At 59.8% G+C, this 23857-nt stretch carries 21 protein-coding genes; 9 read left to right on the plus strand and 12 right to left on the minus strand.

The genetic code is table 11. The features are described from left to right. Positions 1 to 29: 29 nt before the first annotated feature. The 3 genes from BLT66_RS06090 (at position 30) to BLT66_RS06100 (ending at position 2794) form a co-directional block, all read left to right on the plus strand. Entirely contained in the window at positions 30 to 1058 is a 1029-nt protein-coding gene (locus tag BLT66_RS06090; RefSeq protein WP_092756672.1) for a sn-glycerol-3-phosphate import ATP-binding protein UgpC, read from the plus strand. A gap of 76 nt (positions 1059 to 1134) precedes the next feature. Then, entirely contained in the window at positions 1135 to 1884 is a 750-nt protein-coding gene (gene ugpQ / locus BLT66_RS06095; RefSeq protein ID WP_092756674.1) for a glycerophosphodiester phosphodiesterase, read from the plus strand. A 61-nt stretch (positions 1885 to 1945) separates the two neighbouring features. After that, entirely contained in the window at positions 1946 to 2794 is an 849-nt protein-coding gene (locus BLT66_RS06100) for a GGDEF domain-containing protein (protein ID WP_092756676.1), read from the plus strand. A 6-nt stretch (positions 2795 to 2800) separates the two neighbouring features. Here the strand turns inward: BLT66_RS06100 and BLT66_RS06105 are convergent, their stop codons facing one another. Then, on the minus strand, positions 2801 to 3070 hold the full coding sequence (locus BLT66_RS06105) for a hypothetical protein (protein WP_092756678.1): 270 nt from the start codon (positions 3068 to 3070) through the stop codon (positions 2801 to 2803). 67 nt (positions 3071 to 3137) lie between these two features. Here BLT66_RS06105 and hemA point away from each other — a divergent pair, with 67 nt between their 5' ends. The 5 genes from hemA to BLT66_RS06130 all read left to right on the plus strand — a co-directional run bounded on the left by hemA (position 3138) and on the right by BLT66_RS06130 (position 8227). Beyond that, the gene (hemA, locus tag BLT66_RS06110) at positions 3138 to 4406 is read left to right on the plus strand and encodes a glutamyl-tRNA reductase (RefSeq protein WP_092756680.1); all 1269 of its coding nucleotides are present in this window, start codon (positions 3138 to 3140) and stop codon (positions 4404 to 4406) included. Positions 4407 to 4487: 81 nt separating this feature from the next. After that, entirely contained in the window at positions 4488 to 5570 is a 1083-nt protein-coding gene (gene prfA / locus BLT66_RS06115) for a peptide chain release factor 1 (RefSeq protein WP_092756682.1), read from the plus strand. Between the two features lie 14 nt (positions 5571 to 5584). Further along, positions 5585 to 6589: a peptide chain release factor N(5)-glutamine methyltransferase gene (prmC, locus tag BLT66_RS06120; protein ID WP_092756684.1), complete on the plus strand. Its 1005-nt coding sequence runs from the start codon at positions 5585 to 5587 to the stop codon at positions 6587 to 6589. Positions 6590 to 6756: 167 nt separating this feature from the next. Further along, complete coding sequence (grxD, locus tag BLT66_RS06125) at positions 6757 to 7083, plus strand: Grx4 family monothiol glutaredoxin (RefSeq protein WP_092757044.1); 327 nt, start codon at positions 6757 to 6759, stop codon at positions 7081 to 7083. Between the two features lie 148 nt (positions 7084 to 7231). Further along, positions 7232 to 8227 (plus strand): AAA family ATPase, encoded by a 996-nt coding sequence (locus tag BLT66_RS06130; RefSeq protein ID WP_092756686.1) that lies wholly within the window; start codon positions 7232 to 7234, stop codon positions 8225 to 8227. 12 nt (positions 8228 to 8239) lie between these two features. Here the strand turns inward: BLT66_RS06130 and BLT66_RS06135 are convergent, their stop codons facing one another. The 5 genes from BLT66_RS06135 to BLT66_RS06155 form a co-directional block, all read right to left on the minus strand. Further along, positions 8240 to 9034: a S1C family serine protease gene (locus BLT66_RS06135; protein WP_255406787.1), complete on the minus strand. Its 795-nt coding sequence runs from the start codon at positions 9032 to 9034 to the stop codon at positions 8240 to 8242. Between the two features lie 52 nt (positions 9035 to 9086). Further along, positions 9087 to 11816: an XrtA/PEP-CTERM system TPR-repeat protein PrsT gene (gene prsT, locus BLT66_RS06140; RefSeq protein WP_255406788.1), complete on the minus strand. Its 2730-nt coding sequence runs from the start codon at positions 11814 to 11816 to the stop codon at positions 9087 to 9089. Positions 11817 to 11896: 80 nt separating this feature from the next. Continuing rightward, a complete protein-coding gene (gene prsR, locus BLT66_RS06145) occupies positions 11897 to 13258 on the minus strand; it encodes a PEP-CTERM-box response regulator transcription factor (RefSeq protein WP_092756692.1) in 1362 nt (453 codons plus the stop codon). Further along, entirely contained in the window at positions 13255 to 15351 is a 2097-nt protein-coding gene (gene prsK, locus BLT66_RS06150; RefSeq protein WP_255406789.1) for an XrtA/PEP-CTERM system histidine kinase PrsK, read from the minus strand. The genes prsR and prsK overlap by 4 nt, the downstream gene beginning before the upstream one ends. 68 nt (positions 15352 to 15419) lie before the next feature. After that, on the minus strand, positions 15420 to 16796 hold the full coding sequence (locus BLT66_RS06155) for a TIGR03013 family XrtA/PEP-CTERM system glycosyltransferase (RefSeq protein WP_092756696.1): 1377 nt from the start codon (positions 16794 to 16796) through the stop codon (positions 15420 to 15422). A gap of 354 nt (positions 16797 to 17150) precedes the next feature. Here BLT66_RS06155 and BLT66_RS06160 point away from each other — a divergent pair, with 354 nt between their 5' ends. Then, a complete protein-coding gene (locus BLT66_RS06160) occupies positions 17151 to 18356 on the plus strand; it encodes an FAD-dependent monooxygenase (RefSeq protein WP_092756698.1) in 1206 nt (401 codons plus the stop codon). A gap of 45 nt (positions 18357 to 18401) precedes the next feature. Here BLT66_RS06160 and kynA read toward each other — a convergent pair whose 3' ends face one another. The 6 genes from kynA to BLT66_RS06190 form a co-directional block, all read right to left on the minus strand. Next, positions 18402 to 19241 carry a tryptophan 2,3-dioxygenase gene (gene kynA / locus BLT66_RS06165; protein WP_176954978.1) on the minus strand — a complete coding sequence of 280 codons (840 nt, stop codon included), beginning with the start codon at positions 19239 to 19241 and terminating at the stop codon, positions 18402 to 18404. 13 nt (positions 19242 to 19254) lie between these two features. Beyond that, positions 19255 to 20541: a kynureninase gene (gene kynU / locus BLT66_RS06170; RefSeq protein WP_092756702.1), complete on the minus strand. Its 1287-nt coding sequence runs from the start codon at positions 20539 to 20541 to the stop codon at positions 19255 to 19257. Between the two features lie 18 nt (positions 20542 to 20559). Beyond that, on the minus strand, positions 20560 to 21186 hold the full coding sequence (gene kynB, locus BLT66_RS06175; RefSeq protein WP_092756704.1) for an arylformamidase: 627 nt from the start codon (positions 21184 to 21186) through the stop codon (positions 20560 to 20562). 64 nt (positions 21187 to 21250) lie between these two features. Then, positions 21251 to 21559: a YkgJ family cysteine cluster protein gene (locus tag BLT66_RS06180; RefSeq protein ID WP_092756706.1), complete on the minus strand. Its 309-nt coding sequence runs from the start codon at positions 21557 to 21559 to the stop codon at positions 21251 to 21253. Between the two features lie 56 nt (positions 21560 to 21615). Beyond that, positions 21616 to 22527, minus strand: coding sequence for an ornithine carbamoyltransferase (argF, locus tag BLT66_RS06185; protein WP_092756708.1), 912 nt, complete (start codon positions 22525 to 22527; stop codon positions 21616 to 21618). Then, entirely contained in the window at positions 22524 to 23726 is a 1203-nt protein-coding gene (locus tag BLT66_RS06190; RefSeq protein WP_092756710.1) for an aspartate aminotransferase family protein, read from the minus strand. Before BLT66_RS06190 ends, argF begins: the two co-directional genes overlap by 4 nt. Between the last annotated feature and the right edge of the window lie 131 nt (positions 23727 to 23857).

The raw sequence follows: 23857 nt of genomic DNA on the forward strand, positions 1-23857 counted from the left end.
CAGCTATTAAAAAAGTAGCAACACAGTTTATGGCCGCCATCACACTCAAGAACGTCATCAAGCGCTACGGCAAGGGGCCTAGCGCCAACCAGGTGATCCACGGCGTCAACGCCGAGATCACCGACGGCGAATTCATCGTCATCGTCGGCCCCTCGGGCTGCGGCAAATCCACGCTGCTGCGCATGGTGGCCGGGCTGGAAGAAATCAGCGACGGCACCATCTCCATCGGCGGGCGCGTGGTCAACGACCTCGAACCCAGCGAACGTGACATCGCCATGGTGTTCCAGAACTACGCGCTGTACCCGCACATGACGGTGTTCGACAACATGGCCTACGGCCTGAAGATCGCCAAGGTGCCGGTGGACGAGATCAAGACCCGCGTCGACAAGGCCGCCAAGATATTGGAGCTGGGCCAGTTCCTGGCGCGCAAGCCACGCGAACTGTCGGGCGGCCAGCGCCAGCGCGTGGCCATGGGCCGGGCCATCGTGCGCCAGCCGCAGGTGTTTCTGTTCGACGAACCGCTCTCCAACCTGGACGCCAAGCTGCGCGCCCAGACCCGGCTGGAGATCCAGAAGCTGCACCGTGAACTCGGCATCACCTCGCTGTTCGTCACCCACGACCAGGTCGAGGCCATGACCCTGGCCCAGCGCATGGTGGTGATGAACGGCGGCGTGATGGAGCAGTTCGGCACGCCCGAAGAGGTCTACACCCGGCCCGCCAGCACCTTTGTGGCCAGCTTCATGGGCAGCCCGCCAATGAACCTGCTGCGCAAGGCGCCGAACACCGCCTTGGGCGGCCCGGCCGGCGCCACCCTGGGCATCCGCCCCGAGCACCTGCACCTCAGCCCGCAGAGCGGCAGCAGCTGGGCGCTACAGGTAGAAACCACCGAAATGCTGGGTGCCGAGCGCCTGGTCTACGCGCGCCTGGGCGAAGAGCTGCTGATCGTGCGCACCGACGAGAGCACGCCCTCCCCGGCCATCGGCAGCACCATCCACGCCACGCCGCGCCTCGACCGGCTGCACTGGTTTGATGGCGAAACCGGCAAGCGCCTGAACTAAGCAGTCCGGGCGACGCTGCGCCCGCGCTGTGGCTATAGTTTGGGTTTGATCCATTGCATTTTTAAATTCACAACCCATGCAAGTCACCGCACAACACTGGCCCTACCCGCGCTGGATCGCCCACCGCGGCGCGGGCAAACTGGCCCCTGAAAACACCTTGGCGGCGTTCCGCCTGGGCGCGCAGCATGGCTACCGCATGTTTGAATGCGACGTCAAACTCAGCGCCGACGGCGTGCCCTTCCTGCTGCACGACGACACTTTGGAACGCACCAGCACCGGCAAAGGCCTGGGCGGCGACCACGCCTGGGGCGCCCTGGCCCAGCTGGACGCCGGCAGCTGGCATTCGCGCAGCTACGCAGGCGAGACCCTGCCCACGCTGGACAACATCGCCGCCTTCTGCCTGCGCAACGGCCATTTTCTGAACATAGAGATTAAGCCAACCACCGGCTTGGAGCGACTGACCGGCGAAGCCGTGGCCCACCACGCATCCCGCCTGTGGCGCGGCCAGGCGGTACCGCCGCTGCTCAGTTCCTTCAGCACCGACGCCCTGCACGGCGCGCTGGCCGCCCAACCCGCCTTGCCGCGCGGCCTGCTACTCGACGAGCTGTGGGACGGCTGGCTTGAGGCCGCCCAACAGCTCGGCTGCGTGGCCGTCATCTGTAACTACCGGCTGTGGAACAGCGACACCGTCGGCCAGGTCAAGGCTGCCGGCATGCGCAGCCTGAGCTACACCGTGAACGACGCCGAAGCCGCCCAGCACCTGATCGCCCTGGAAACCGACGGCATCATCACTGACCGCGTCGACCTGTTCAGCCCTGCTGTCTGATACCGGGCTTCTTACTCGCTTCTTACTCGCTTCTTGCCCGCTTCTTGCTTGCCGGATCCGCATGCCCAGCCGCTCCGCCCCCCGCCATAAACGCAGTGATGCCCCGGTGCTGACACCGCTGCTGCAGCGCTGTTCGCGGGCGGTGGTGCGGCTGGGTGTGTGGCGCACCACCTTGCTGTTCAGCGCCATTATCTCGCTGATGTCGCTGGGGCTGACCTGGCTGTATATCCGTCTGATGGGTTACGGCGAAATGGGCGAGGCCTTCTATATCTCGCTGCTGGTGCCGCTGCCAATGACGCTGCTGCCCGGAGGCCTGATCTTCGCCCTGGTCGCAGCGCTGGAGCAGGCCCGGCACACAGCCCACACCTTAGCGATGACCGACAGCCTGACCAGCCTGCGCAACCGGCGCTACTTCATGCACACCGCGCAGCGCGAGCTGGACCTGGCCCAGCGCCACCAGCTGCCGCTGGCCCTACTGATCCTTGACATCGACCACTTCAAGCGCGTCAACGACCTGCACGGCCACGACATGGGCGACCAGGTGTTGGTCGAAGTCGCCCGGCGCTGCGAAAAAGTGCTGCGCACCACCGATGTGCTGGCCCGCTGGGGCGGTGAGGAATTTGTGGTGCTCTTGCCCAACACGCCGCTGGAACAAGCCCACCAGCTGGCCGAGCGCATGCGCGAAAGCGTGGCCTACTCGGCCCAGGTGTATGCATCGGACGACGCAGTGCGGGTCACCATCAGCATCGGGGTGGCCGCCACGACCACCGGCCAGGCCACCACGCTGGACGCGCTGGTGCAGGCCGCCGACCGGGCCTTGTTCGACGCCAAGCGGGCCGGCCGCAACCAGGTCTGGCTGGCGCCGCAACGCCATCCGGGGCTGGCCGCCGGGCCGGCCTTGGCAGGTTAGAGGCAGTTAGCCGCGCACCATCCACCACTGGCTGGAAGCGCAGGCCAGCACCAGGGCCGCGTAGGTCGCCATCTTGCCGTCGTGGCCAAAGAACCAGAGGCCACCCAGCAGCACCGCCAGGCAAACTACAAAATTAATAGCAGCTTGCGCATACAAAGACTGCGCTGCAGGCTTTTTTCTCATAAATACGCGGGCGGCGAGCGCCGTCAGCACGGCCACGGCCAGCGCGGGCGCGGCGAAATTCAGCAGGTGAATCAGTAAATCTATAGGTCCCATAGAGGCAATTTTCAGTCTTTAGGACCAGGTGGACGGTTTTGCTTCACACAAATTTTATAATCGGCGGATGGCAGTTTGGGCATTAGGCATTAACCACACCACCGCACCTCTGGATTTGCGCGGTCGGTTTGCGTTCGCCTTGGACCAGATCGGCCCGACCTTGCAAGGTTTGCGCTCGGCCCTGTCGGGGCCGGAAGCGGCCATCATTTCCACCTGCAACCGCACCGAAGTCTATTGTGCAGGCAGCCAGCAGGCGCTGGACCGCACCGTCGATTGGCTGGCGCACAGCGGCGGCGTATCGCCGGCCCTGCTGCGTTCGCACTCCTACACCTTGCAAGATGGCCCGGTCGCGCGCCACGCCTTCCGCGTCGCCAGCGGGCTGGATTCCATGGTGCTCGGCGAGCCGCAGATTTTGGGCCAGATGAAGGACGCGGTGCGCGTGGCCGAGCAGGCCGGCGCCCTGGGCACCACCCTGAACCAGCTGTTCCAACGCTCGTTCGCCGTGGCCAAAGAGGTGCGCACCTCGACCGAGATCGGCGCCCATTCCATCAGCATGGCGGCGGCCGCGGTGCGCCTGGCCAGCCAGCTGTTCGAAGACCTGGGCAAGGTGCGCATTCTGTTTGTCGGCGCTGGCGAGATGATCGAGCTGGCGGCCACCCACTTTGCGGCCAAGAACCCAAAATCCATCGCCATAGCCAACCGCACACTGGAGCGCGGCGAAAAGCTCGCCACCCGCTTCGGCGGCGAAGTCATGCGCCTGGCCGACCTGCCCAGCCGCCTGCACGAATTCGACGCGGTAGTCAGCTGCACCGCCAGCACCCTGCCCATCATCGGCCTGGGCGCGGTTGAGCGAGCCCTGAAGATCCGCAAACACCGGCCCATGTTCATGGTCGACCTGGCCGTGCCGCGCGACATCGAGCCCGAAGTCAAGGCGCTGCAAGACGTCTACCTGTACACCGTGGACGACCTCGCCCATGTGGTGCAAAGCGGCCAGGCGAATCGCCAAGCCGCGGTGGCGCAGGCCGAGGTCATCATCGACGCCGGCGTGCAAAGCTTTCTGCACTGGATGGACCAGCGCGATCCGGTGCATGGCGTGGTGCCGCTGATCCAGCAGTTGAACGCCCAGGCTGACGAATGGCGCGCCACCGAATTGGCCCGCGCGCGCCGCCTGCTGGCCAAGGGCGACGACATCGAAGCCGTGCTGGACATGCTCAGCAAAGGCCTGACGCAGAAGATGCTGCACGGCGCCATGGCCGAGCTGCGTGCCGGCGACGCCGACACGCGCGAGCACACGGTGCAGGCCATCCACAAGCTGTTTTTGCGCAAAGAGCGTTAGCGACGCTGCTGTCTGCGCCCTCCCCGTTGCACGGGGAATTCCACCCCGACCCGGGGTCGTCACCTTTTGAATTTTCCTGCCATGAAACCCTTTCTCCGCCAACAGCTTGAGCGCTACGCTTTCCGCCTTGCCGAACTCGACTTTCTGCTGTCCCGCGAGGACATCATGGGCGACATGAAGCAGTTTTTGCTGCTGTCGCGCGAGCACACCGACGTAGGCCAGGTAGCGGCGCGCTTTGCCCGCTACACCCAGCGCGAGGGCGATTTGGCCGCGGCGCTGGAGATGCAATCCGACCCCGAGATGGCCGAGATGGCCGAGGAAGAAATCGCCTCGGCCCAGGCCGAGCTGACGCGCTTGGAGGCCGAGCTGCAGCGCATGCTGCTGCCCAAGGACCCGGACGACGCACGCAATGCCTTCATGGAAATCCGCGCTGGCACGGGTGGCGATGAATCGGCACTGTTCGCCGCCGACCTGCTGCGCATGTACACCCGCTACGCCGAGCGCCAGGGCTGGAAGACCGAGATCATGAGCGAGTCGCCGAGCGAACTCGGCGGCTACAAGGAAGTGGTGCTGCGCATGGAAGGCGATGGCGTCTACGGCCAGCTGAAGTACGAGTCGGGCGGCCACCGTGTCCAGCGCGTGCCGGCGACTGAAACGCAAGGCCGCATCCACACCAGCGCCTGCACGGTAGCGGTGCTGGCCGAGCCGGACGAGCAGGAAGCCATCAAGATAAACCCCGCCGATCTGCGCATCGACACCTACCGCGCCAGCGGCGCCGGCGGCCAGCACATCAACAAGACCGACTCGGCGGTGCGCATCACCCACATCCCCACCGGCATCGTCGCCGAGTGCCAGGACGGCCGCAGCCAGCACAGCAACAAAGCGCAAGCGCTGAAGGTGCTGACAGCCCGCATCCATGAAAAAGATCGCTCGGAGCGCGCCGCCAAGGACGCCGCCGAACGCAAAGGCCTGATCGGCAGCGGCGACCGCAGCGACCGCATCCGCACCTACAACTTCCCGCAAGGCCGCTGGACCGACCACCGTATCAACCTCACGCTGTACAAGCTGCTGTTCATCATGGAAGGCGACCTGGCCGAAGTGCTGGGCGCCCTGCGTGCAGCGCAGGAAGCCGAGCAACTCGCCGAACTTGAAGTCGGCGCATAAACCCCAAGGACCCCATGGCACGCTCCATCAACAAAGGCCCCAAGCCCAGCGGCGGCTACGCCAAGGTCTCCAGCAAGTCGCTGAAAGACGCCCAAGAAAAAAGCGCCAAGCGCCTGGCGCCTCGGCCCGAACACCCGGGCCTGGGGAAAGCGGCGCGCGCCGCCAAACGCCCGCCGGCATCGGTGTACGGCGACGCAGCCAACAGCTTGCAGATCGCTCTGCTGGGCGCGCAAAAGCACGGCATCGACAAGCTGGACGCGCGCATGCTGCTGCTGCACGCACTGGGCAAAAATCCCTTGGATTCCGCCTGGCTGCTGGCCCACGGCCAGGACGCCCTGAGCCCCGCCCAGGCGGCCGCCTTTGGCAGCGCCTGCACCCGCCGCCGGGCCGGCGAGCCCGTGGCCTACATCACCGGCCACCGCGAGTTCTACGGCATGGATTTGCAGGTGGACCCGCGCGTGCTGGTGCCCCGGCCGGACACCGAAATCCTGGTCGACTGGGCGCTGGAGTTGCTGACTGGGAAAACGGCGCCGCAGGTGCTGGACCTGGGCACCGGCAGTGGCGCCATCGCCTTGGCAATCCAGAAAACCCGGCCGGATGCACGGGTCACGGCAGTGGACTTGAGCGCCGATGCCCTGGCCGTGGCGCAAGCCAATGCGGCGCGGCTGGCCTTGCCTGTGCAGTTCATCCAAAGCTCTTGGCTGGCGCAGGTGGAAGGCGTGTTCCAGCTGGTCGTTTCCAACCCGCCATACATCGTGGACACCGACCCGCATCTGCCCGCGCTGGCCCACGAGCCGCGCAGCGCCTTGACGGCGGGCAGCGATGGGCTGGAGGACATCCGCCAAATCATCACCCAGGCCGCACCGCAGCTGCAGGCCCAGGGCTGGCTGCTGCTGGAGCACGGCTATGACCAGGCTGCGTCGGTACGCGCCCTGCTGGAACAGGTGGGCTACTCCCAGGTGCAGTCGCGGCAGGATCTGGCCGGGATAGAACGCTGCAGCGGCGGGCAGAAAATATGAGTGTTTTAGGCCTCTAGCGCTTATTGAATATGCGCAAGCAGCTACAATATATGTAGCAAATCAAGATATCGGGCATCCCTGGTCAAAACGGGGACACCCACAGGCGTACGCCCCGTCGCCGCACCCGAGGTGAAATAATGGGAGTTTGCTTTCCAAGGAGTCTCATGATGAGCGACACACAACAACGCATCGATGCACTGGTCAAATCCAACGAAGTTCTGCTGTTCATGAAGGGCAATGCGAGCTTCCCGCAATGCGGTTTCTCTGGCCGTGCGATCCAGCTACTGAAGGCCAGCGGCGTGGATACCAAGACCATCAAGACCGTCAATGTGCTGGAAGACGACGAAATCCGCCAGGGCATCAAGGAATACAGCAATTGGCCGACGATTCCGCAGCTCTACGTCAAGGGCGAATTCGTTGGTGGCTCGGACATCATGATGGACATGTACGAATCTGGTGAACTGCAACAGGTACTGGGCACCACGCCCACCTGAGCCTGCACGCTTTTGTGCACCGCGCTGTGGCGCCCAGCCCACAGCCCACAAATAGCTCCGCTTAGCGGCACTATTCCACGTCTCCTGCCATGGTGCGCTGGCACGGCTTATGCTGAAATGAAGCTGTGCCAGCAACCAGGAGAAATCGATGGAATCCCGCAGCCTTGTACCGCATGCATCCTCGTTCCAATTGCCTGTCGCCAACGTGCGCAGCGTGTTCCAGCCGCACGACGTAGAGCGCAAGCTCGCCAAACTCCCCAGCCGAGAACACGAAAACCTGCGCAGCACCTACGAGCGCATGCTGGAGCGCGGACCCGACCGCTTTCAGGTCAAGCCATCCGGCATCCCTGAGATGTCGGCGCTGTACCAAACCCTGCCCAACTTCACCGAAGTGCTGGACGACGTAAAACGCCACGTCGCCCTGAGCCAGGACAGTCGTGACGGTTTGGAGGTCACGCCGATTCTGCTGCTCGGCCTGCCTGGCATCGGCAAGACCCATTTCGCCAAGAAGCTGGCCGACCTGCTGGGTACCGGCATGAACCTGGTACCCATGAGCTCCATGACCGCAGGCTGGCTGCTGTCGGGCTCCTCATCCCAATGGAAAGGCGCCAAGCCTGGCAAGGTGTTCGAGGCACTGGTGGACGGGGAATACGCCAACCCGGTGATCGTGGTCGACGAGATCGACAAAGCCAGCGCCGATGCGCAATACGACCCGCTGGGCGCGCTCTACAGCCTGCTGGAGCACGATACGGCGCAGAACTTCATGGATGAGTTCGCCGAGGTGGCCATCGATGCGAGCCAGGTGATCTGGATCACCACGGCCAACGACGCACGCGGCATCCCGGAGCCGATCCTGAACCGCATGAATGTGTTTGAGATCGAACCACCCTCGCCAGAAGCGGCACGGCAGATCGCCCGCAATCTCTACACGTCCATCCGTGCCGAGCATGGTTGGGGCGAACGCTTTGCACCAGATCTCCACAACGACCTGCAGGATGCCTTGTCGGAACTTGCACCTCGGGAAATGCGCCGGGCGCTGATGACCGGCTTTGGCAATGCCCGGCTCGACGGGCGCGACACCGTGCGGGTGGACGACCTGCCGCGCGCCACGCAGCACAAAGGCCGTATGGGCTTTATCCAGTAGCCGGGAGCTGCTTCAGTTGGCTTTGTGTCGCTGCAAAAGCTGCTTCACAAAGTTGGCTGGGATCGCGTAGGTAATGCCGGTGGGCTGGCTGATGGCCGATTCCTTGGTGCCTTTGATAAACACCATGTTGATGATGCCCACCACCTCACCAGTATCTACATCGAACAAGGGGCCTCCGCTGTTGCCGGGATAGGCGGTTCCGTCCAGCTGGAAGATGTCGAAACTGCCGTCTCGGAGGCTGCGAATGGACTTCTCCGTGAGCTGCTGGCCCGTAGGGGCTGGCAACACAATCGGGGTGATGGACGACACCACAGCCCGGTGCGTCACCGGAGAAAACCCGAGCGCGCCGCCTATCGGAAAACCCATCAGCGCCAGCGACTGGCCTTCGCGCACCGCGTCCGAATCTTTCAAGCGGATACCGACCACGGGGTCACCGCTGAACCGCAGCAGAGCCAGGTCGTGTAAGCGATCTACTTCCAGCACCTGGGCCTGCCGCGGTTGCAAGCTGCCCTTCGCATCGCGCACCTGGACCACCAACTCTGAGCCAGAACTGTCTTCCGCAGCGCCGTACAGAACATGGGCATTGGTGACAACAAAATTGGCGCCCAAGTTTTGGTCAGCGACAACGAACCCGGTCCCACGCATCGTGAAACGCGGGCTGTTCGTACTTTTGTAATAACCCACCACCGAAATGGAAGGCTTTACTTTGGTAATGGCATCTGCCAAATCCGCATTTGCCAGATTCACATGGCTGCCAATGAGCAAAGCAAAAACTGGTAGGAAAATATTCCAGGCAATATCTTTCAAGCTAGGCAATATCATTTTTACCGCCTTTCTGGAGCACCAGCTCCTTCAAATATCACATTCCCTTGAGCACGGCATCTACTTCGGCATGTTCAGAAAATTTATCGCCAAGCTTGGCAAGATCATCCAGCAATGGCTTGGCTTTGGTCTTGTCACCTGACTTCAAGTATATTTTTGCAATATTCAACTTGAATGTCATATTGGTAGGCTGCAGTGCAATCGCCTTATTTTGCCACTCCAGTGCTTTTGCATAATCCCCTTTTTCGGACAGGAGCATGGCCAAAGTATCCATGAACGGTGCTTGGTTAGGCGCCAACGCATTGGCTTTTTCCGCATAGGAAATTGCCGTATCTTTTTTCAGCTGACCATGTACCCAAGCTAGGTTGTTATAGGCAACTGCACTGGTCGGCTGAATTTGAACAACCGATGCATACAATTTCTCAGCTGCCGCATAGTCCTTTTTCAATAATGCAGCGTCTGCGATGTACATCATGAAATCGACATCCTTGGGATTGTCTTTCAACCAAGATACTGCAAACTTATCCGCCTCCGTCTTGTTTCCAGATGCAACAAAAACATTGTGGATTTTTATAGCTGGTTCCGACGATGTGCCCTGTTTCAGGGCTGTTCTAAACGCAGTTAAAGCGTTGTCCCATTTCTTCTGAACTACATTGACTTCACCCTCCAATATGTAACCAATAGCATCTTTAGGACGTTGCTTCTGTATCCCACGAGCGACAGTGATGGCATTTGAGTAGCGCTCAGCGGTAATATTCAGAGCAACCAGGCCACGCTGAGCCTCTAGCAAGTCAGGTTTCAGCTCCAAAGCCTTGGTGAGATTCTGTATTGCAGAATCTGTATTTTTGGCAACCACATTAATATTAGCCATGCGTAAAAATGGCTGCGGTGACGAAGGCTGAAGACCTGCAAGCTTGGTATAGGTTGAAAGTGCCTGATTGCTATCTCCCATTGCCTGCTGCGTTCTTCCCAATGCATCCAACAACTCAGGGCTTTCTGGCATTGCAGTAACTGCATTCTGTGCAGTAGTGAATGCTTGCTTGTACTCCTTATTTCGTAGGAGCAAGTCAATCAATAAAATACGGGGCCCCACTTCTGCAGGGCTAGCTGCCACCGCTTTACCGATCAACTCTGCTACCTCCTCCTTACTCCCGCCGGCCATCGACTTAAGTCCAGCCAAACCAATAAACGCTTGGCCATTTTTTGGATCTTTAGCCAGAACATTTTCAAATCTCTTTCGAGCATCATCTGGTTTTTTCTCTGACACATCCAGCGCGGCAAGACTCGCGATGGCAGGGAAATAATCCGGATTCATCACCAAGGCAGACTCAAAGCTCTTTCTTGCTGCGACCGCATCTTTTTGCGCATTCTGAATATTCCCGCGCAAATTGGCGATGAACGGATTTTTTGGCTTCTTCTTATCCATTACATCGATGGCCTTCATGGCCTTGTCGAACTCACGTCGACGTATATGTGCGCTGATCAACGCCAGATCTGCAGTAGTTCCACTATCCGACGCGGCAATATCTTGCAGTTCATTGAATGCAGTCTCCGTCTCGCCTGCCATCATATGAGCCAAAGCCAAAGACGTGCGTTTGCGCCCATCTTTCGGGTCTAACTTCGCCGCTTTTGAAAAGAATTCACTGGCTTTCTTAAAATCACCATTTTGCAAATAAACTTCGCCTGCAATTGAATACAGTGCGGTATCAATCGGCTCTGCCGTTAATGCCGGAGTTAAGGTTGCCAATGCTTTTGCAGGTTGACCTGAGCGCAAGTAGGTCAACGTCAGCAGTCGGCGCGCCATCACATATTCAGGCGCTGCGACCAATGCCTTGTTTAAATAAACTTCGGCCTGTACAAAAGAATTTAGTTGAAATTCAGTTGCTCCTGCCAACTGCAAAACCTTCGGAGCATCTGGTGCTATCTTTACAAGTTGCTGCGACAGCTCTCTGGCTAATTTAAAATCTTTCTTCTGGTATGCAAGTTGAACTTCAAAAAATTTAACCTGAGGATTATTTGGTGCAATCTTCTTTAAAATATCAAGCTGCTGCCCTCCCACATCAAGCTTATTTTGTTGCAGCAGCAAGGTTATCAAACCCATGTGCCCCAGCAAATAATCTGGCTTAATTTCTATCGATTTTTTATATAACTCAATTGCTCCATCCAAATCATTTTTAGAACGCAGGATAATATCGCCCTTTGTTTTAAAAAGATCTGGATTTTTAGGGGCCTTTGCAATCAACTTATCGATTTCCGTCAAAGCTCCCGCGTAATCTCCCTTGCCGGCCAACCTTCGAACAACAATAATTTGAGCCTCTATATTTTCAGGCTCCGCAGAAATAGCATCATTCAGATATTTTTGCGATTTATCTACAAGTCCTTGAACAGCATAAGCATTGCTCAAAGATATATTTAGATTCGCTTTAGCACTTGGTGAGCTTAGTTCAATTCCAGATAGCTCATCGGTAACCTTTTTGTAATTCCCTTGCAATAGCAAAACTTTAGCAAGCTCAGGAACAACCAAGTCATCCGAATATTTTAAACTGCGTGCTTTATCGAATTCAATTTCCGCACCAGCCAGGTTACCTTCATGCAAAAGTGCACGACCCAGTAGAAATCGCGCCTCCCCTATGTTGGGGTTGGCCTGTAATGCATTTTTTATCTGAATAATGGCAGTCTTTTGATCATTTTTAGCCAAACTCTCTTTCGCGGATGCAATCAGCACCTCTGGCTTCTCTTCCCCGCAGGCAGCGAGTAAAAGAGCCATAGTCAGCACAGAAACAGCGCCTCGTGCATAAGTATTTTTTAATATCATTTTTATCCCAATGCAAATCAGTCGTAAATTAATTACTTCAAACCTAAGCGGTACATCAAATCATATAAAGTAGGGCGACTTACGCCGAGCAATTCTGCGGCCTTGACAATATTTCCATTGACACGCCCTAACGCGGAAATAATTGCATTTTTCTCCGCATTATCACGAACCGCTCTTAAATCCAAAGAGCTATCACCAATCTCCAAATCGGATGATTCCAAGCCCACGTCTTCTGGCAAAATCTGATTGCTATCGGCCATAATTACTGCCCTCTTAATGCAATTCTCCAGCTCACGAATATTTCCTGGCCACGGGTGCCTTTCAATCGCGCGAACACTTTCTTCACTCAAATTCAAAGAACCTCTGTTTTGCTCACGCGCAAAGCGTCGCACAAACGAATAAGCCAGAAGTGCAGCGTCTCCTTTGCGTGAACGCAAGGGCGGGATATTGATAACGATCTCGGCAAGTCGGTAGTAGAGATCTTCTCGAAACCGACTTTCCTTGCTCAAGGCTTTCAAGTCTTGGTGGGTTGCACACACGATTCGTACATCCACCGGAATTTCTTGACGCCCGCCCACACGCTCGATGGTTCGTTCCTGAATGAAGCGCAGCAATTTGGCCTGCAGCGAAAATGGCAAGTCGCCGATTTCATCGAGCATCAAGGTGCCGCCGTTGGCAAGTTCAATTTTCCCAAGAGTGGTTTTGGCAGCCCCTGTAAAAGCGCCTTTTTCGTAGCCAAACAACTCGCTTTCGAGCAGATTCTCGGGAATAGCCGCGCAGTTAATGGCAACAAACTTCTCATTTTTACGCGATGAGGTTTGGTGTAAACCGCGCGCCAGCACCTCTTTACCTGTACCGCTCTCGCCCAGCAGCATTACCGTAGCAGTGGTGTTGGCCACTTTTTCAATCGTGCGGCAGACCCGCAGCATTTCAGGGTCTCGGGTTACCAGGCCGGCCAGCGCATCCGGCTGGTACATGGACTGCAGACGCCGATTCTCTTTCTGCAGCTCGAACATCCGGAACGCGCGCTCTATCGTCAGATTCAGCAGCTCAGGCTCGAAGGGCTTAGCAAAAAAGTCATAGGCCCCTAAAGCCACCGCACGCAAAGCATTTGCCTGGTCGTTTTGACCGGTCAAAACTATGACTTTGGTATCTGGCTCGACGGTCAGGATTTGCTCCAACAACTTGAAGCCCTCGGTCACACCATCTTGGTCGGGCGGCAGGCCCAGATCCATCGTCACGACAGCAGGACTGTGCCTACGCAACTGCACCATGGCACTATCGCGATCGTTGGCAGTCACCGACTCAAACTTGTCCACCGACCATTTAATCTGCTTCTGCAACGCTAGATCGTCTTCCACGATCAGCAGTGCACGTGCGCTATCAGAACTCATGAAGCCCCCAATACATTCAAATCCGACTCTTGCTGGACTTCAAACAAAGGCAATAACAATGTGACCAAAGTTCCTTTGTTAAGCGCACTTTTTACCAAAATCTTCCCCCCCAATTCCTGCACGTACTGAAAACTTTCATAAGCCCCTATACCCATGCCGGCCTGTTTGGTCGTCTGGAACGGCTTGAACAGTCGCTCTTGCATAAACTCTTCCGACATGCCATGACCGGTGTCACCTATCTCGATACGCGCCTGCCCGCTGGACCGATCCAGCGTGAGCCATACGCGCCCAGACGGGTCCGTGGCATCAAAAGCATTCTGCACGACATGCCCAATGATGCGTTCCAGGCGTTCTTCGTGTCCACGCGTGATCACCTTGTCGACCAAGGTCACCTCCAGCAGGCGCCCCCGCTTGGCTGCCACAGCCGAAATACGCTGAATGATGGCTCCCAAATCGACGCCTACGGCGGTACCCGGCGGCGTAGCCCCCTCGCGCAATTGGAGCATTAGCTGGCGCATCCTGTCTAATGAATTCTCTACCGTCATCAGCATGTCTTGCTGGAACTCCGGGTTGGCATGCAAGCGCTTAGCGTTCTTCAGCATCAACGACAACTGGGTCACGATATTTTTAAGGTCGTGGACCACGAATGCCGACATGCGGTTGAACGCATCAAACTTGCGCACCTCCAGCAATGCCTCCGTGGCCCGCATCTGAGCCAAATAGCTGGCGGCTTGCCGCCCTGCCGTTTTGAGCAAATCGTTGACCTCCCAGTTCACATCTATCGTGGTGCGAGCACGCGCCAGCACCACAAAACCAATCAGCTCACCCCCGGATGTCAGCGGCACCACTAGCCATGCCTGCGCAATACTGTGCAGCCACAGGGGCAAAGTCAGGTCGCCGTAGCGCTTGGAATAGGAGCGAAACTCCTCCAGATTGATCACCCAGCCGCTGACGGCCAAAAACTGGCATAGCGGGGAATCGGCATCCTCTTTGTCCAGCGTGGTCACCAGGTTCCAATGGGCGGTTTGGCGAAATACCGGTTCCCCGGTGCTCTTCATCCATAAACCACCGCCTGGGCTTTCCAGCATATCGGCAAGCGCCCGGACCACCTGCTGGCCCATGTCCTGAGGCGAATGGTTGCTGGACAAGGTCTGGGTAAATTTGAGCCACTCTTCGCGGTAGTCGTAGCGGTAGCGAAAAAAGTGTTTTCCCACCAGTACCCGCAACTTGGCCCGAAACGACCCCGACACCGCCAGCACCATCAACACGATCAGGGCAGAGAACACAACGCCCACTTGCAGCGCACGCCCCCACTCGCCACCAAAGTAGCGCACGTAGTAGCCTACCGCCGAAATAAACAGCAGATACGCCCCCGCTACCAGCAAGGTCGCCGAATGGAATGCCGCCTTTTGTGACACCCGGATGCTGGCAATCCAATCGTTGCGTCGTGTGGTCGACAGTAGCAGCAGCAACACCATCAAGGCATGCACTGCACCGCGGATACTCAGTACGTCAGCATCGAGGCGCTTAAACAGAACGGCCTGGGAATACAGGTACAGGTCAAACAAGAAGGTGCCCGCCAACCCCAGACTGAGAGGCTTGACGTTCCAACGAGAATCTTCTGTAACGTTGCGGTAGATCTGCTCTAGCAACACCATCGCCAGCACGGGAAGTGCCATGGCACTGATCAGCAGCAATCGCTCAGCATCACCTGCAACGACGACGTTGAACGCACCAATGAATGGCGCCAATATGCCAAAAATGATGATGCCCACCGCGAGCCAAGGTAACCACACCATGGCCTGAGGCAACTTCCCATTGCGGCTGGAGCGGCATAGCGTCAGCATAAAACCGTACCAGCATCCGTAACGCAAGACGTCGGCCCAAATACCCAACAACAGCCAATTCAAGGACCGTCCGTCCCGAACCACCAGTTCCAACCATCCCCATAGAGCAGTGAACGCGACTGCGCCAAATAGATAGACAGCGGAAGGATTACGTGGTGCCCGCAAGTAGCCGGTCAGCCACAGGCGCAGCACGAATGCGGTGTACGCCAGCCCCACCAAGGCGTAGCCCAGGGCAGTCAAAGTCACAGTTTGGCTATCCATGGGCGGGCACGCAGTGCAACGTGAAAGCGCGGTCGACTGCCACTAAGTGCGCGTCAGCGCGAACCCTTGGCCATCAGCACCACTCCCACGGTTTCAAACAGGATGACGATGTCCAGAAACAGCGAATGGTTCTTGACGTAGTACAGGTCGTACTGCAGCTTCTCGGCCGAGTCTTCCAGCGTAGAGCCATAGTGGTAGCGCACCTGGGCCCAGCCAGTCACGCCCGGCTTGACGCTTTGGCGCACCGCGTAATACGGGATCTGGCGTGTCAGCTGGTCGACAAAATAAGGGCGCTCTGGCCGCGGTCCGACCATGCTCATATCGCCGTTCAATACGCAAAACAGCTGGGGCAGCTCGTCGATACGGACCTTGCGGATGAACTTACCGACCTTCGTAATTCGGTCGTCTTGTGCAGCGGCCCAGCGCGGAGTTCCATCCTTCTCTGCATCGGTGCGCATACTGCGGAACTTGATGACATTGAACAAGCGGCCATTAAAACCCACGCGTTCCTGGCGGTAAAAAATAGGACCCGGACTCTCCAGCACAACCAGTAGCATGGTCACGAGCATGATGGGAAAGGTCAGCACAATCAATACCGCCGCACTTGCGATATCGAACAGACGCTTCACGGCGGTACGCAAACCACCCTGGCTAAAGCCGTCGCCAAAGATCAACCAGCCCGCATTCACGGAATCCAGCCGGATCTGGCCTTTGGTCTTCTCGAAATGGGTGGCTACGTCCACCACCCGCACGCCATGCAGTTTGCAGTCCAGCAGCTCACGCAAAGGCATGCTGCCGCCCCGGCGCTCCACCAAAGCCACCACGATCTCATCGACCTCCAGCTCCAGAGCGGTATCAGTCAAAGACTTGTGCTTTGACAGAATCCCCCAGGCTGACACCTCGGATTCGGCTTCATTGGGGCTGGCGTAGTAGCCCACCACATCCACATGGGGGTCTTCGTTCTTCAAGGTCTTGCCCACCAGTGCGGCACGCGGACCGGTACCGAAAACCAGTACCCGATGGCGCATCATGGACTGGGGCATGGAGTGCACCACATACACCCGGTGCAACAGCACGATCGCGAAACCCACCATGGCCGCCATGGCCAAGGTTTCCCCGTTGGCCGACTGGGGGAACAACGAGAACACAACATAAGTCAATGGCACTGCCAGCAGCAGCGACAGGGCTGCACGCGCACGCGATTGGTTCAAGGAACGGTTATGGATACGCTGGTAAAAGCCCAATGTGGAATTGATCACCAGCATCCCTAGCGACAACAGACTCGCATGCCCCAGCAAAGACACCACGGCCGTCAGGTCTTCGCCCTTCCATATGACCACGGCCATCACGGCAATGATGACCAGCCCCAAATCAAAAAATATCTGCTGCAGCGTCCGCCGATGCAGGTAATGGTTGAATATCTTGATCAAGCCGGAACTCCCGCTACAGGGCGACGGGCGTCCTGGAACAGCCCCCATGCCGCAGACTTATGGCATAAATCACCCACATGGGCCGCTACAAACAGTGTTTGGCGTGCAGACTTTTGAAAAAAAGGCATCGATTATCTTTAAATGCGTCTTGGTATATCTAAGAACTATACGGCTTGCTTGCGCGCGCCTCAAAGCGGCATGCACCGCCCCTCCCGCATAGCTTTTGCCACCGCATTATGGGCTTTTTTTGGTACAGATTAACCGGCTAAAGCCCGGCATTTCCCCTGGTTCTTGGCAAACTTCACGCTAGCATCGCCGCTTTATCCGGCGCGGCGGCGCGGCACAATCGACCGCATGGGAAAAAGATTACTCATCGCTGGTGCAGGAATCGGCGGCATGGCGGCGGCACTGGCAGGCGCCAAGGCGGGCTGGGAAGTCCAATTGATGGAGCGGGCGTCCATTTTCAGCGAGATCGGCGCGGGCATTCAGATCGGTCCCAACGTCACCCGGCTGCTGTACCGCTGGGGATTGCAGCACGCCGTGGATGCCGTCGCCGCCTTCCCACAGCGCCTGCAGGTGCGCGATGCGCTGTCGGCGCGCGAACTGGGGGTGCTCACCCTGGGTGTAAGCATCCAGCAACGCTATGGAGCCCCCTACGCCGCCATCCACCGCGCCGACCTGCATGCCCTGCTGCACAACGCTGTAGCGCGGCACAGCGGCACCACGCTGCTGCTGAACCAGGACTTGCAGCAGTTCGGCCAGGCCCGCAATACCGTTACCGTGCGCAGCGCCAGCATGGAGCAGTACGAAGGCGATGCCCTGGTCGGAGCCGATGGCCTGTGGAGCCCCGTGCGCCAATGGCTGCTCGGTGATAGCCCGCCCCGCCCCACCGGCCACCTGGCCTACCGGGCCTTGGTGCGCCAGGCCGATCTACCCGCCGCCCTGCGCTCGCAGCAAGTCACTGCCTGGCTCGGCCCCCGGCTGCACGCCATTCAGTATCCGGTGCGCGGCGGCGACTGGCTGAACCTGGTCGCGTTTGTGCAGGGCCAACTGCCCGGCCAGCCCACCCACCTGGACCATTGGGACCACAGCGCCAACGCCGCCGATCTGCGGGTCCACCTAGCCCAGGTATGCACGCCTTTGCAGGACATGCTGCATGCCGTCAACGCATGGCGCCTGTGGGTGCTGTACGACCGCCCGCCCATGCAGGGGCCGCACCAGCATGCCCAAGGCCGGGTCGCTCTGCTCGGCGATGCGGCCCACCCCATGCGCCCCTACCTCGCCCAAGGCGCGGGCATGGCCATCGAGGACGCCGCCACCCTCGGCCAGGTGCTGGAGCACAGCACAGACATTCCCGCAGCGCTGGCCCACTACGCCCAGCAGCGCTGGCAGCGCAATGCCCGGGTCCAGGCGCGGTCGCTGCGCAACGGCAAGATCTTCCATGCTCAAGGCCTGCTGCGCTGGGCCCGAAACCGCGCGATGCAGCTCGGTGGCGAACGCCTGATGGACCTGCCCTGGCTGTACGGAGGGGGACTGACTCCGCAGATTGCTACAAAATAAGTAGCTGCTTGCGCTGATGAAATAAGCGCTAAAGCCCTAAAAGACTTAAAGATTAGTGCGCAGGGTCCAGATTTCGGGGAACAGCACCACGTCCAGCATCTTGCGCAGATAGCTCACGCCGCCGGTGCCGCCGGTACCGCGCTTGAAGCCTATCACCCGCTCCACCGTGGTGACATGGCGGAAGCGCCAGAGGCGAAAGGTATCTTCTAGGTCGGTCAGCTTCTCGCCCAGCTGGTACAGGTCCCAGTGCTGCTTGGGGTCGCGGTAGACGACCAGCCAGGCCGCCTCTACCGCCGCGTCGGCTACATAGGGCTGGGTCCAGTCGCGCTGCAGATGGCTGGCCGGCAGCGCCAAACCGCGGCGTGCCAGCAAACGCAGCGATTCGTCGTACAAAGATGGCGCTTCAAACGCCGCCTGCACCTGGGCCAGCAGATCGGGGCGGTGCGCGTGCGGCTTGAGCATGGAGGCGTTCTTGTTGCCCAGCGCAAACTCGATACAGCGGTACTGCGCGCTCTGGAAGCCGCTGGAGCTGGCCAGATAAGGCCGCATGGCGCTGTACTCGGGCGGCGTCATGGTGGCCAGCACGTCCCAGGCATGGACCAGCTGGGCCATGATCTTGGACACACGGGCCAGCATCTTGAAGGCGCTGTGCAGATCGTCCGCCGCCACGCAGCGCATCGCCGCCTGCAGCTCATGCAGCATCAGCTTCATCCAGAGTTCGCTGGTCTGGTGCTGGACGATGAACAGCATCTCGTCGTGTGCCGGCGACAAGGGCTTTTGCGCCCCCAGCACCGCGTCCAGCTGCAGGTAGTCGCCGTAGCTCATGGACTGGCTGAAGTCCAGCTGGGCCTCTTCTTCCTGCACGATGTTTTCGCCGGAGTTCATGGGGCAGCTCATCTCAGGTCACCGCATGCTTCTGGTTGAACTCGGGCCGGCGCCATTCTTCGCTTTCCAGCACCTGCTGCAGCTGGTCCACCGCATTCCACACGTCTTCATAGCCCAGGTACAGCGGCGTGAAGCCAAAGCGCAGGATGTCCGGGTGCTGGGCGCCATTGCCTGCGCGGTAGTCGCCAATCACGCCACGGGCGATCAGCGCCTGGACGATGGCATAGGCGCCTTCGGACTTGCTCAGGCAGACCTGCGAGCCGCGTTGGGCGTGTTCGCGCGGGGTTGCCAGGCCGAGCCCGTGGCCGGCGCAGCGCTGCTCGACCAGTTCAATGAACAAATCGGTCAGGGCCAGCGACTTCTGGCGCAAGGTCTGCATGGCGCTCTGGTTTGGCACGATGCGGCCGGCCGCATCGAACACATCCAGCCCGCATTCCAGCGCCGCCAGGCTGATCATCGGCTGGGTGCCGCACAGGTAGCGCGTCACGCCGGGCGCCGGCCGGTAGTCAGGGGTGAACTCGAACGGCGTGGCGTGGCCCCACCAGCCCGCCAGGGGTTGCCAGAAGCGCTCGGCATGCGCGGGATTCACCCACACAAAAGCCGGCGCACCGGGGCCGCCGTTCAGGTATTTGTAGCCGCAACCCACTGCGAAGTCGGCCTTGGCGCCCGTCAGGTCTACCGGCACCGCACCCGCGCTGTGCGCCAGGTCCCAGACCATCAGCGCACCGGCGGCGTGGGCGGCCGCGGTCACTGCCGGCATGTCGTGCATGGCACCGGTGCGGTAGTTGACATGGGTCAGCATCAGCACCGCCACCTCGGGTGTTAGCGCTGCCGCAATTTCATCCGGCTCCACCAGTTGCAGCGTGAAGCCGTGTTGGCGGCACAACGATTCGGCGATATACAGGTCGGTAGGGAAGTTGCTGCGCTCGCTGACCACCCGCTTGCGCGTGGGTGCATCGGCCGCCGCCATGTGCAGCGCGGCGGTCAACACCTTGAACAGATTGATCGAGGTGCTGTCGGTAGCCACCACCTCGCCGGGCCCGGCGCCGATCAGGCGTGCGATCTGGTTGCCCAGGCGCTGCGGCATGTCGAACCAGCCGGCGCTGTTCCAGGATTGAATCAGGTCCGTACCCCATTCCTTGGTCACCACCTCGGCCACGCGGGCGGGGGTGGCCGCGGGCAGCACGCCCAGCGAATTGCCGTCCAGGTAAATCACGCCCGGCGGCAGGCTGAAATGGGCGCGCATCGGCGCCAAGGGGTCGAGCGCATCCAGGCGCAGGCAGTCATGCAAAGTCGTCACAGGGTTTCCTTCTCAGATTCAAAGTGAGCGCAAAACAGCGCGCACGGGGGATGCATCGGCGGTCATCAGCTTCAGCGGCAGGGCAATCAGTTCGTAGTCGCCCTCGGGCACGTCGTCGAGCACCAGGTTTTCCAACACGCGCAGGTTCAGGCGGCGGATGGTCTGGTGGCTGTCCAGGGACTTACTGTCGGCCGGGTCGATGCTGGCGGTGTCAATGCCGATCAGCGTCACGCCCATCGCGGCCAGGCGCTCGACAGTGTCCGGGGCGTAGGCCACCAGCGCGCCATCCCAGTGGTCTATCGGCATGTGCTGATAGGTGCGCACCAGCACGCGCGGCGGCAGATCCTGAAGCGCATGCGCCAGGTGCTCCCACAGCACCAGCGGGCCACGGCCTATGCAGTGGATGACGCGGCAAGGGCCGAGATACGGGGTGAGATCGACCGCGCCAATCGCCTGGCCCTGCGGGTCGTAGTGCAGCGGCGCATCGGCGTGGGCGCCGACATGGGGCGACAAGGTCAGCGCGCTGACGTTGACCGGACAGGCGGGTGAGATGGTCGCCGTCCACTGCTGTTGGTACGGCGTATCACCCGGAAACACCGGGCTGCCAGGGGCGATGGGGGGTGAAATATCCCAGAGGTTTTGCATAGTGCGGCGAAGTTATCACCGCTAAAAACCGCGTGGTGTCGGTTATTTCCAACAGCCCGGAAATTCAAATCGCCGGCAGGCCGTGGCGCATGCGCGCCTGCTGGCAGGCGGAGCTGCCAGCCTCGAATTCCCGGCACGGCGAAGGCCGCCATTCGTAGATGCCGCAGGCGACTTTTTCGCCCAGCGTGCCCATGAGGGCCGCGCAACGCGGTGGGCTGTAGTCGGTGCCGCGCATGCGGCAGGTGCTGGCTGTGACTTCGACCGACAGGCCTTCGGGTACCGAGCCGCCTTCGCTCTGGCTCTCGTACACCGAGAAATCCACGCGAAAGCTGGCGCAGCACACGCCGCAGCTTTGACAGGGATTTTCATGCATAAAAAAGGCCTCCAGCGCAGATAAACCATGCGCAAGCAGCTATACAAACAATAGCATCAAGCCTGGCGACCGAGCAGCAGGTATTCCATGAGCGCCTTTTGCACATGCATGCGGTTCTCGGCCTCGTCCCAGACCACAGACTGCGGGCCGTCGATCACATCGGCTTCGACCTCTTCGCCGCGGTGGGCGGGCAAGCAGTGCATGAACAGCGCGTCGGGCTTGGCTGTGCGCATCATTTCCGTATCCACACACCAGTCGGCAAAGGCTTTTTTACGCGCTTCGTTCTCGGCCTCGTAGCCCATGCTGGTCCACACATCGGTGGTGACCAGGTCTGCGCCGGCGCAGGCCTGCATCGGGTCTTTGAAGACCTTGTAGCTGTCGCTGGAACGCAGGCCGGCCACCGACTGGTCCACCTCGTAGCCGCTGGGCGTGCTGACGTGCACGGTAAAACCCAGAATCTCACTGGCCTGCAGCCAGGTGTTGGCCATGTTGTTGCCGTCACCCACCCAGGCCACCGTCTTGCCGGCGATGCTGCCGCGCTGTTCGATGTAGGTGAAGATGTCGGCCAGGATCTGGCAGGGGTGGAACTCGTTGGTCAGGCCGTTGATGACCGGCACACGCGAATGCTCGGCAAAGCGCTCGATCTTGGTCTGCTCGAAGGTGCGGATCATCACCAGGTCGACCATGCGGCTGATGACCTTGGCGCTGTCTTCGATCGGCTCGGCGCGGCCCAGCTGGCTGTCACCGGTGGTCAGGTGCACCACGCTGCCGCCCAACTGGTACATGCCGGCCTCGAAGCTCACGCGGGTGCGCGTCGAGGCCTTTTCAAAGATCATGGCCAGCGTACGGTCCACCAGGGAATGGTGTTTTTCGTAGGACTTGAACTTCTTCTTGATCAGCGCCGCACGCTCAAACAGGTAGGCGTATTCCTCGGCGCTGAAGTCGCTGAATTGCAGGTAGTGCTTCATACAGGTTCTGCCAAAAATTGCTTGACCAGGGGGCACAGAATGCCGACCAGCTCATCGGCCTCGGCGGCCGTCATGATCAGCGGCGGCACCAAGCGGATCACGCTGTCGGCGGTGACGCTGATCAGCAGGCCGGCATCCACCGCGCGCTGGGCCAACACGCCGCAGGGGCGGGCCAGTTGCACGCCAATCATCAGGCCCTGACCGCGCACTTCCACAAAGCCTTCCACACCCGCCAGCTCACGGCGCAGCGCGGCTTGCAGGTGGTCACCCACCGTAGCCGCGTTTTCCAGCAAGCCCTCTTCTTCCATGATGCGTATGGTTTCCACACCGGCGCGCATGGCCAGCGGGTTGCCGCCGAAGGTGGTGCCGTGGTTGCCGGGTTGGAAGATGTGGGCGGCCTTGGGGCCAGCCACCACCGCGCCCACCGGCACGCCCGAGCCCAGGCCTTTGGCCAGCGGCATCACATCGGGCTTGATGCCCGCCCATTGGTGGGCAAACCACTTGCCGGTACGGCCCATGCCGCACTGCACCTCGTCGATCATCAGCAGCCAGTCGCGCTCGTCGCAGAGCTTGCGCACCTGCTGCAGGTATTCGACGCGCATCGGGTTCACACCGCCCTCGCCCTGGATGGTCTCAAAGAACACCGCCGTCACATTGGGGTTGCCCTCGGTCGCCTTCTTCAAGGCCTCGATATCGTTCAGCGGCACGCGGATGAAGCCCTCGACCATGGGGCCAAAGCCCTTCTGGATCTTCTCGTTGCCGGTGGCGCTGAGCGTGGCAATGCTGCGGCCGTGGAAGGCTTTTTCGTAGACCACGATTTCGGGTCGCTCGATGCCTTTGTCATGGCCGAACTTGCGGGCCAGCTTCAGGGCAGCTTCGTTGGCTTCCAGGCCAGTGCAGCAGAAGAACACATTCGTCAAGCCCGACAGTTCGACCAACTTGGCGGCCAGCGCTTCCTGGTTGGGGATGTGGTAGTAATTGCAGCTGTGGATGATCTTGGCGATCTGGTCTTGCAGCGCTGGCACCAGTTTGGGGTGGTTATGGCCCAGGGTGTTGACCGCGATGCCGCCCAGACCGTCCAGATAGGACTTGCCGTTCACGTCCCACACACGCACACCTTGGCCATGCGACAGCGCAATCGGCAGTCGGCCATAGGTGTTCATGGTGTGGGGTGAGGAAGCCTCAATGAAAGCGGTCATGCAGTTCTCCAAAATAAACGGGGATTCAGGGTCAACAGAACCGCTGAAACGCAATTTTAGGCGCAGAGATTGCTTGGTTTTTTGACAATTGCGCATTACAGCGATGCGCTGATGCCGCCAGAACTCACCTG

This window comes from Rhodoferax sp. OV413, assembly GCF_900104385.1.
Lineage (GTDB): Bacteria > Pseudomonadota > Gammaproteobacteria > Burkholderiales > Burkholderiaceae_C > Rhodoferax_B.

Bases quoted from the DNA above. Each gene is read 5' to 3' on its own strand.
- argF (WP_092756708.1), bottom strand. From the start codon at position 22,527: ATGAAGCACTACCTGCAATTCAGCGACTTCAGCGCCGAGGAATACGCC.
- hemA (WP_092756680.1), top strand. From the start codon at position 3,138: ATGGCAGTTTGGGCATTAGGCATTAACCACACCACCGCACCTCTGGAT.
- BLT66_RS06130 (WP_092756686.1), top strand. From the start codon at position 7,232: ATGGAATCCCGCAGCCTTGTACCGCATGCATCCTCGTTCCAATTGCCT.
- BLT66_RS06180 (WP_092756706.1), bottom strand. From the start codon at position 21,559: ATGCATGAAAATCCCTGTCAAAGCTGCGGCGTGTGCTGCGCCAGCTTT.
- BLT66_RS06100 (WP_092756676.1), top strand. From the start codon at position 1,946: ATGCCCAGCCGCTCCGCCCCCCGCCATAAACGCAGTGATGCCCCGGTG.
- BLT66_RS06160 (WP_092756698.1), top strand. From the start codon at position 17,151: ATGGGAAAAAGATTACTCATCGCTGGTGCAGGAATCGGCGGCATGGCG.
- BLT66_RS06105 (WP_092756678.1), bottom strand. From the start codon at position 3,070: ATGGGACCTATAGATTTACTGATTCACCTGCTGAATTTCGCCGCGCCC.
- prsR (WP_092756692.1), bottom strand. From the start codon at position 13,258: ATGAGTTCTGATAGCGCACGTGCACTGCTGATCGTGGAAGACGATCTA.
- kynA (WP_176954978.1), bottom strand. From the start codon at position 19,241: ATGAACTCCGGCGAAAACATCGTGCAGGAAGAAGAGGCCCAGCTGGAC.
- prfA (WP_092756682.1), top strand. From the start codon at position 4,488: ATGAAACCCTTTCTCCGCCAACAGCTTGAGCGCTACGCTTTCCGCCTT.
- prsT (WP_255406788.1), bottom strand. From the start codon at position 11,816: ATGGCTCTTTTACTCGCTGCCTGCGGGGAAGAGAAGCCAGAGGTGCTG.
- BLT66_RS06090 (WP_092756672.1), top strand. From the start codon at position 30: ATGGCCGCCATCACACTCAAGAACGTCATCAAGCGCTACGGCAAGGGG.
- prmC (WP_092756684.1), top strand. From the start codon at position 5,585: ATGGCACGCTCCATCAACAAAGGCCCCAAGCCCAGCGGCGGCTACGCC.
- ugpQ (WP_092756674.1), top strand. From the start codon at position 1,135: ATGCAAGTCACCGCACAACACTGGCCCTACCCGCGCTGGATCGCCCAC.
- BLT66_RS06190 (WP_092756710.1), bottom strand. From the start codon at position 23,726: ATGACCGCTTTCATTGAGGCTTCCTCACCCCACACCATGAACACCTAT.
- grxD (WP_092757044.1), top strand. From the start codon at position 6,757: ATGAGCGACACACAACAACGCATCGATGCACTGGTCAAATCCAACGAA.
- kynB (WP_092756704.1), bottom strand. From the start codon at position 21,186: ATGCAAAACCTCTGGGATATTTCACCCCCCATCGCCCCTGGCAGCCCG.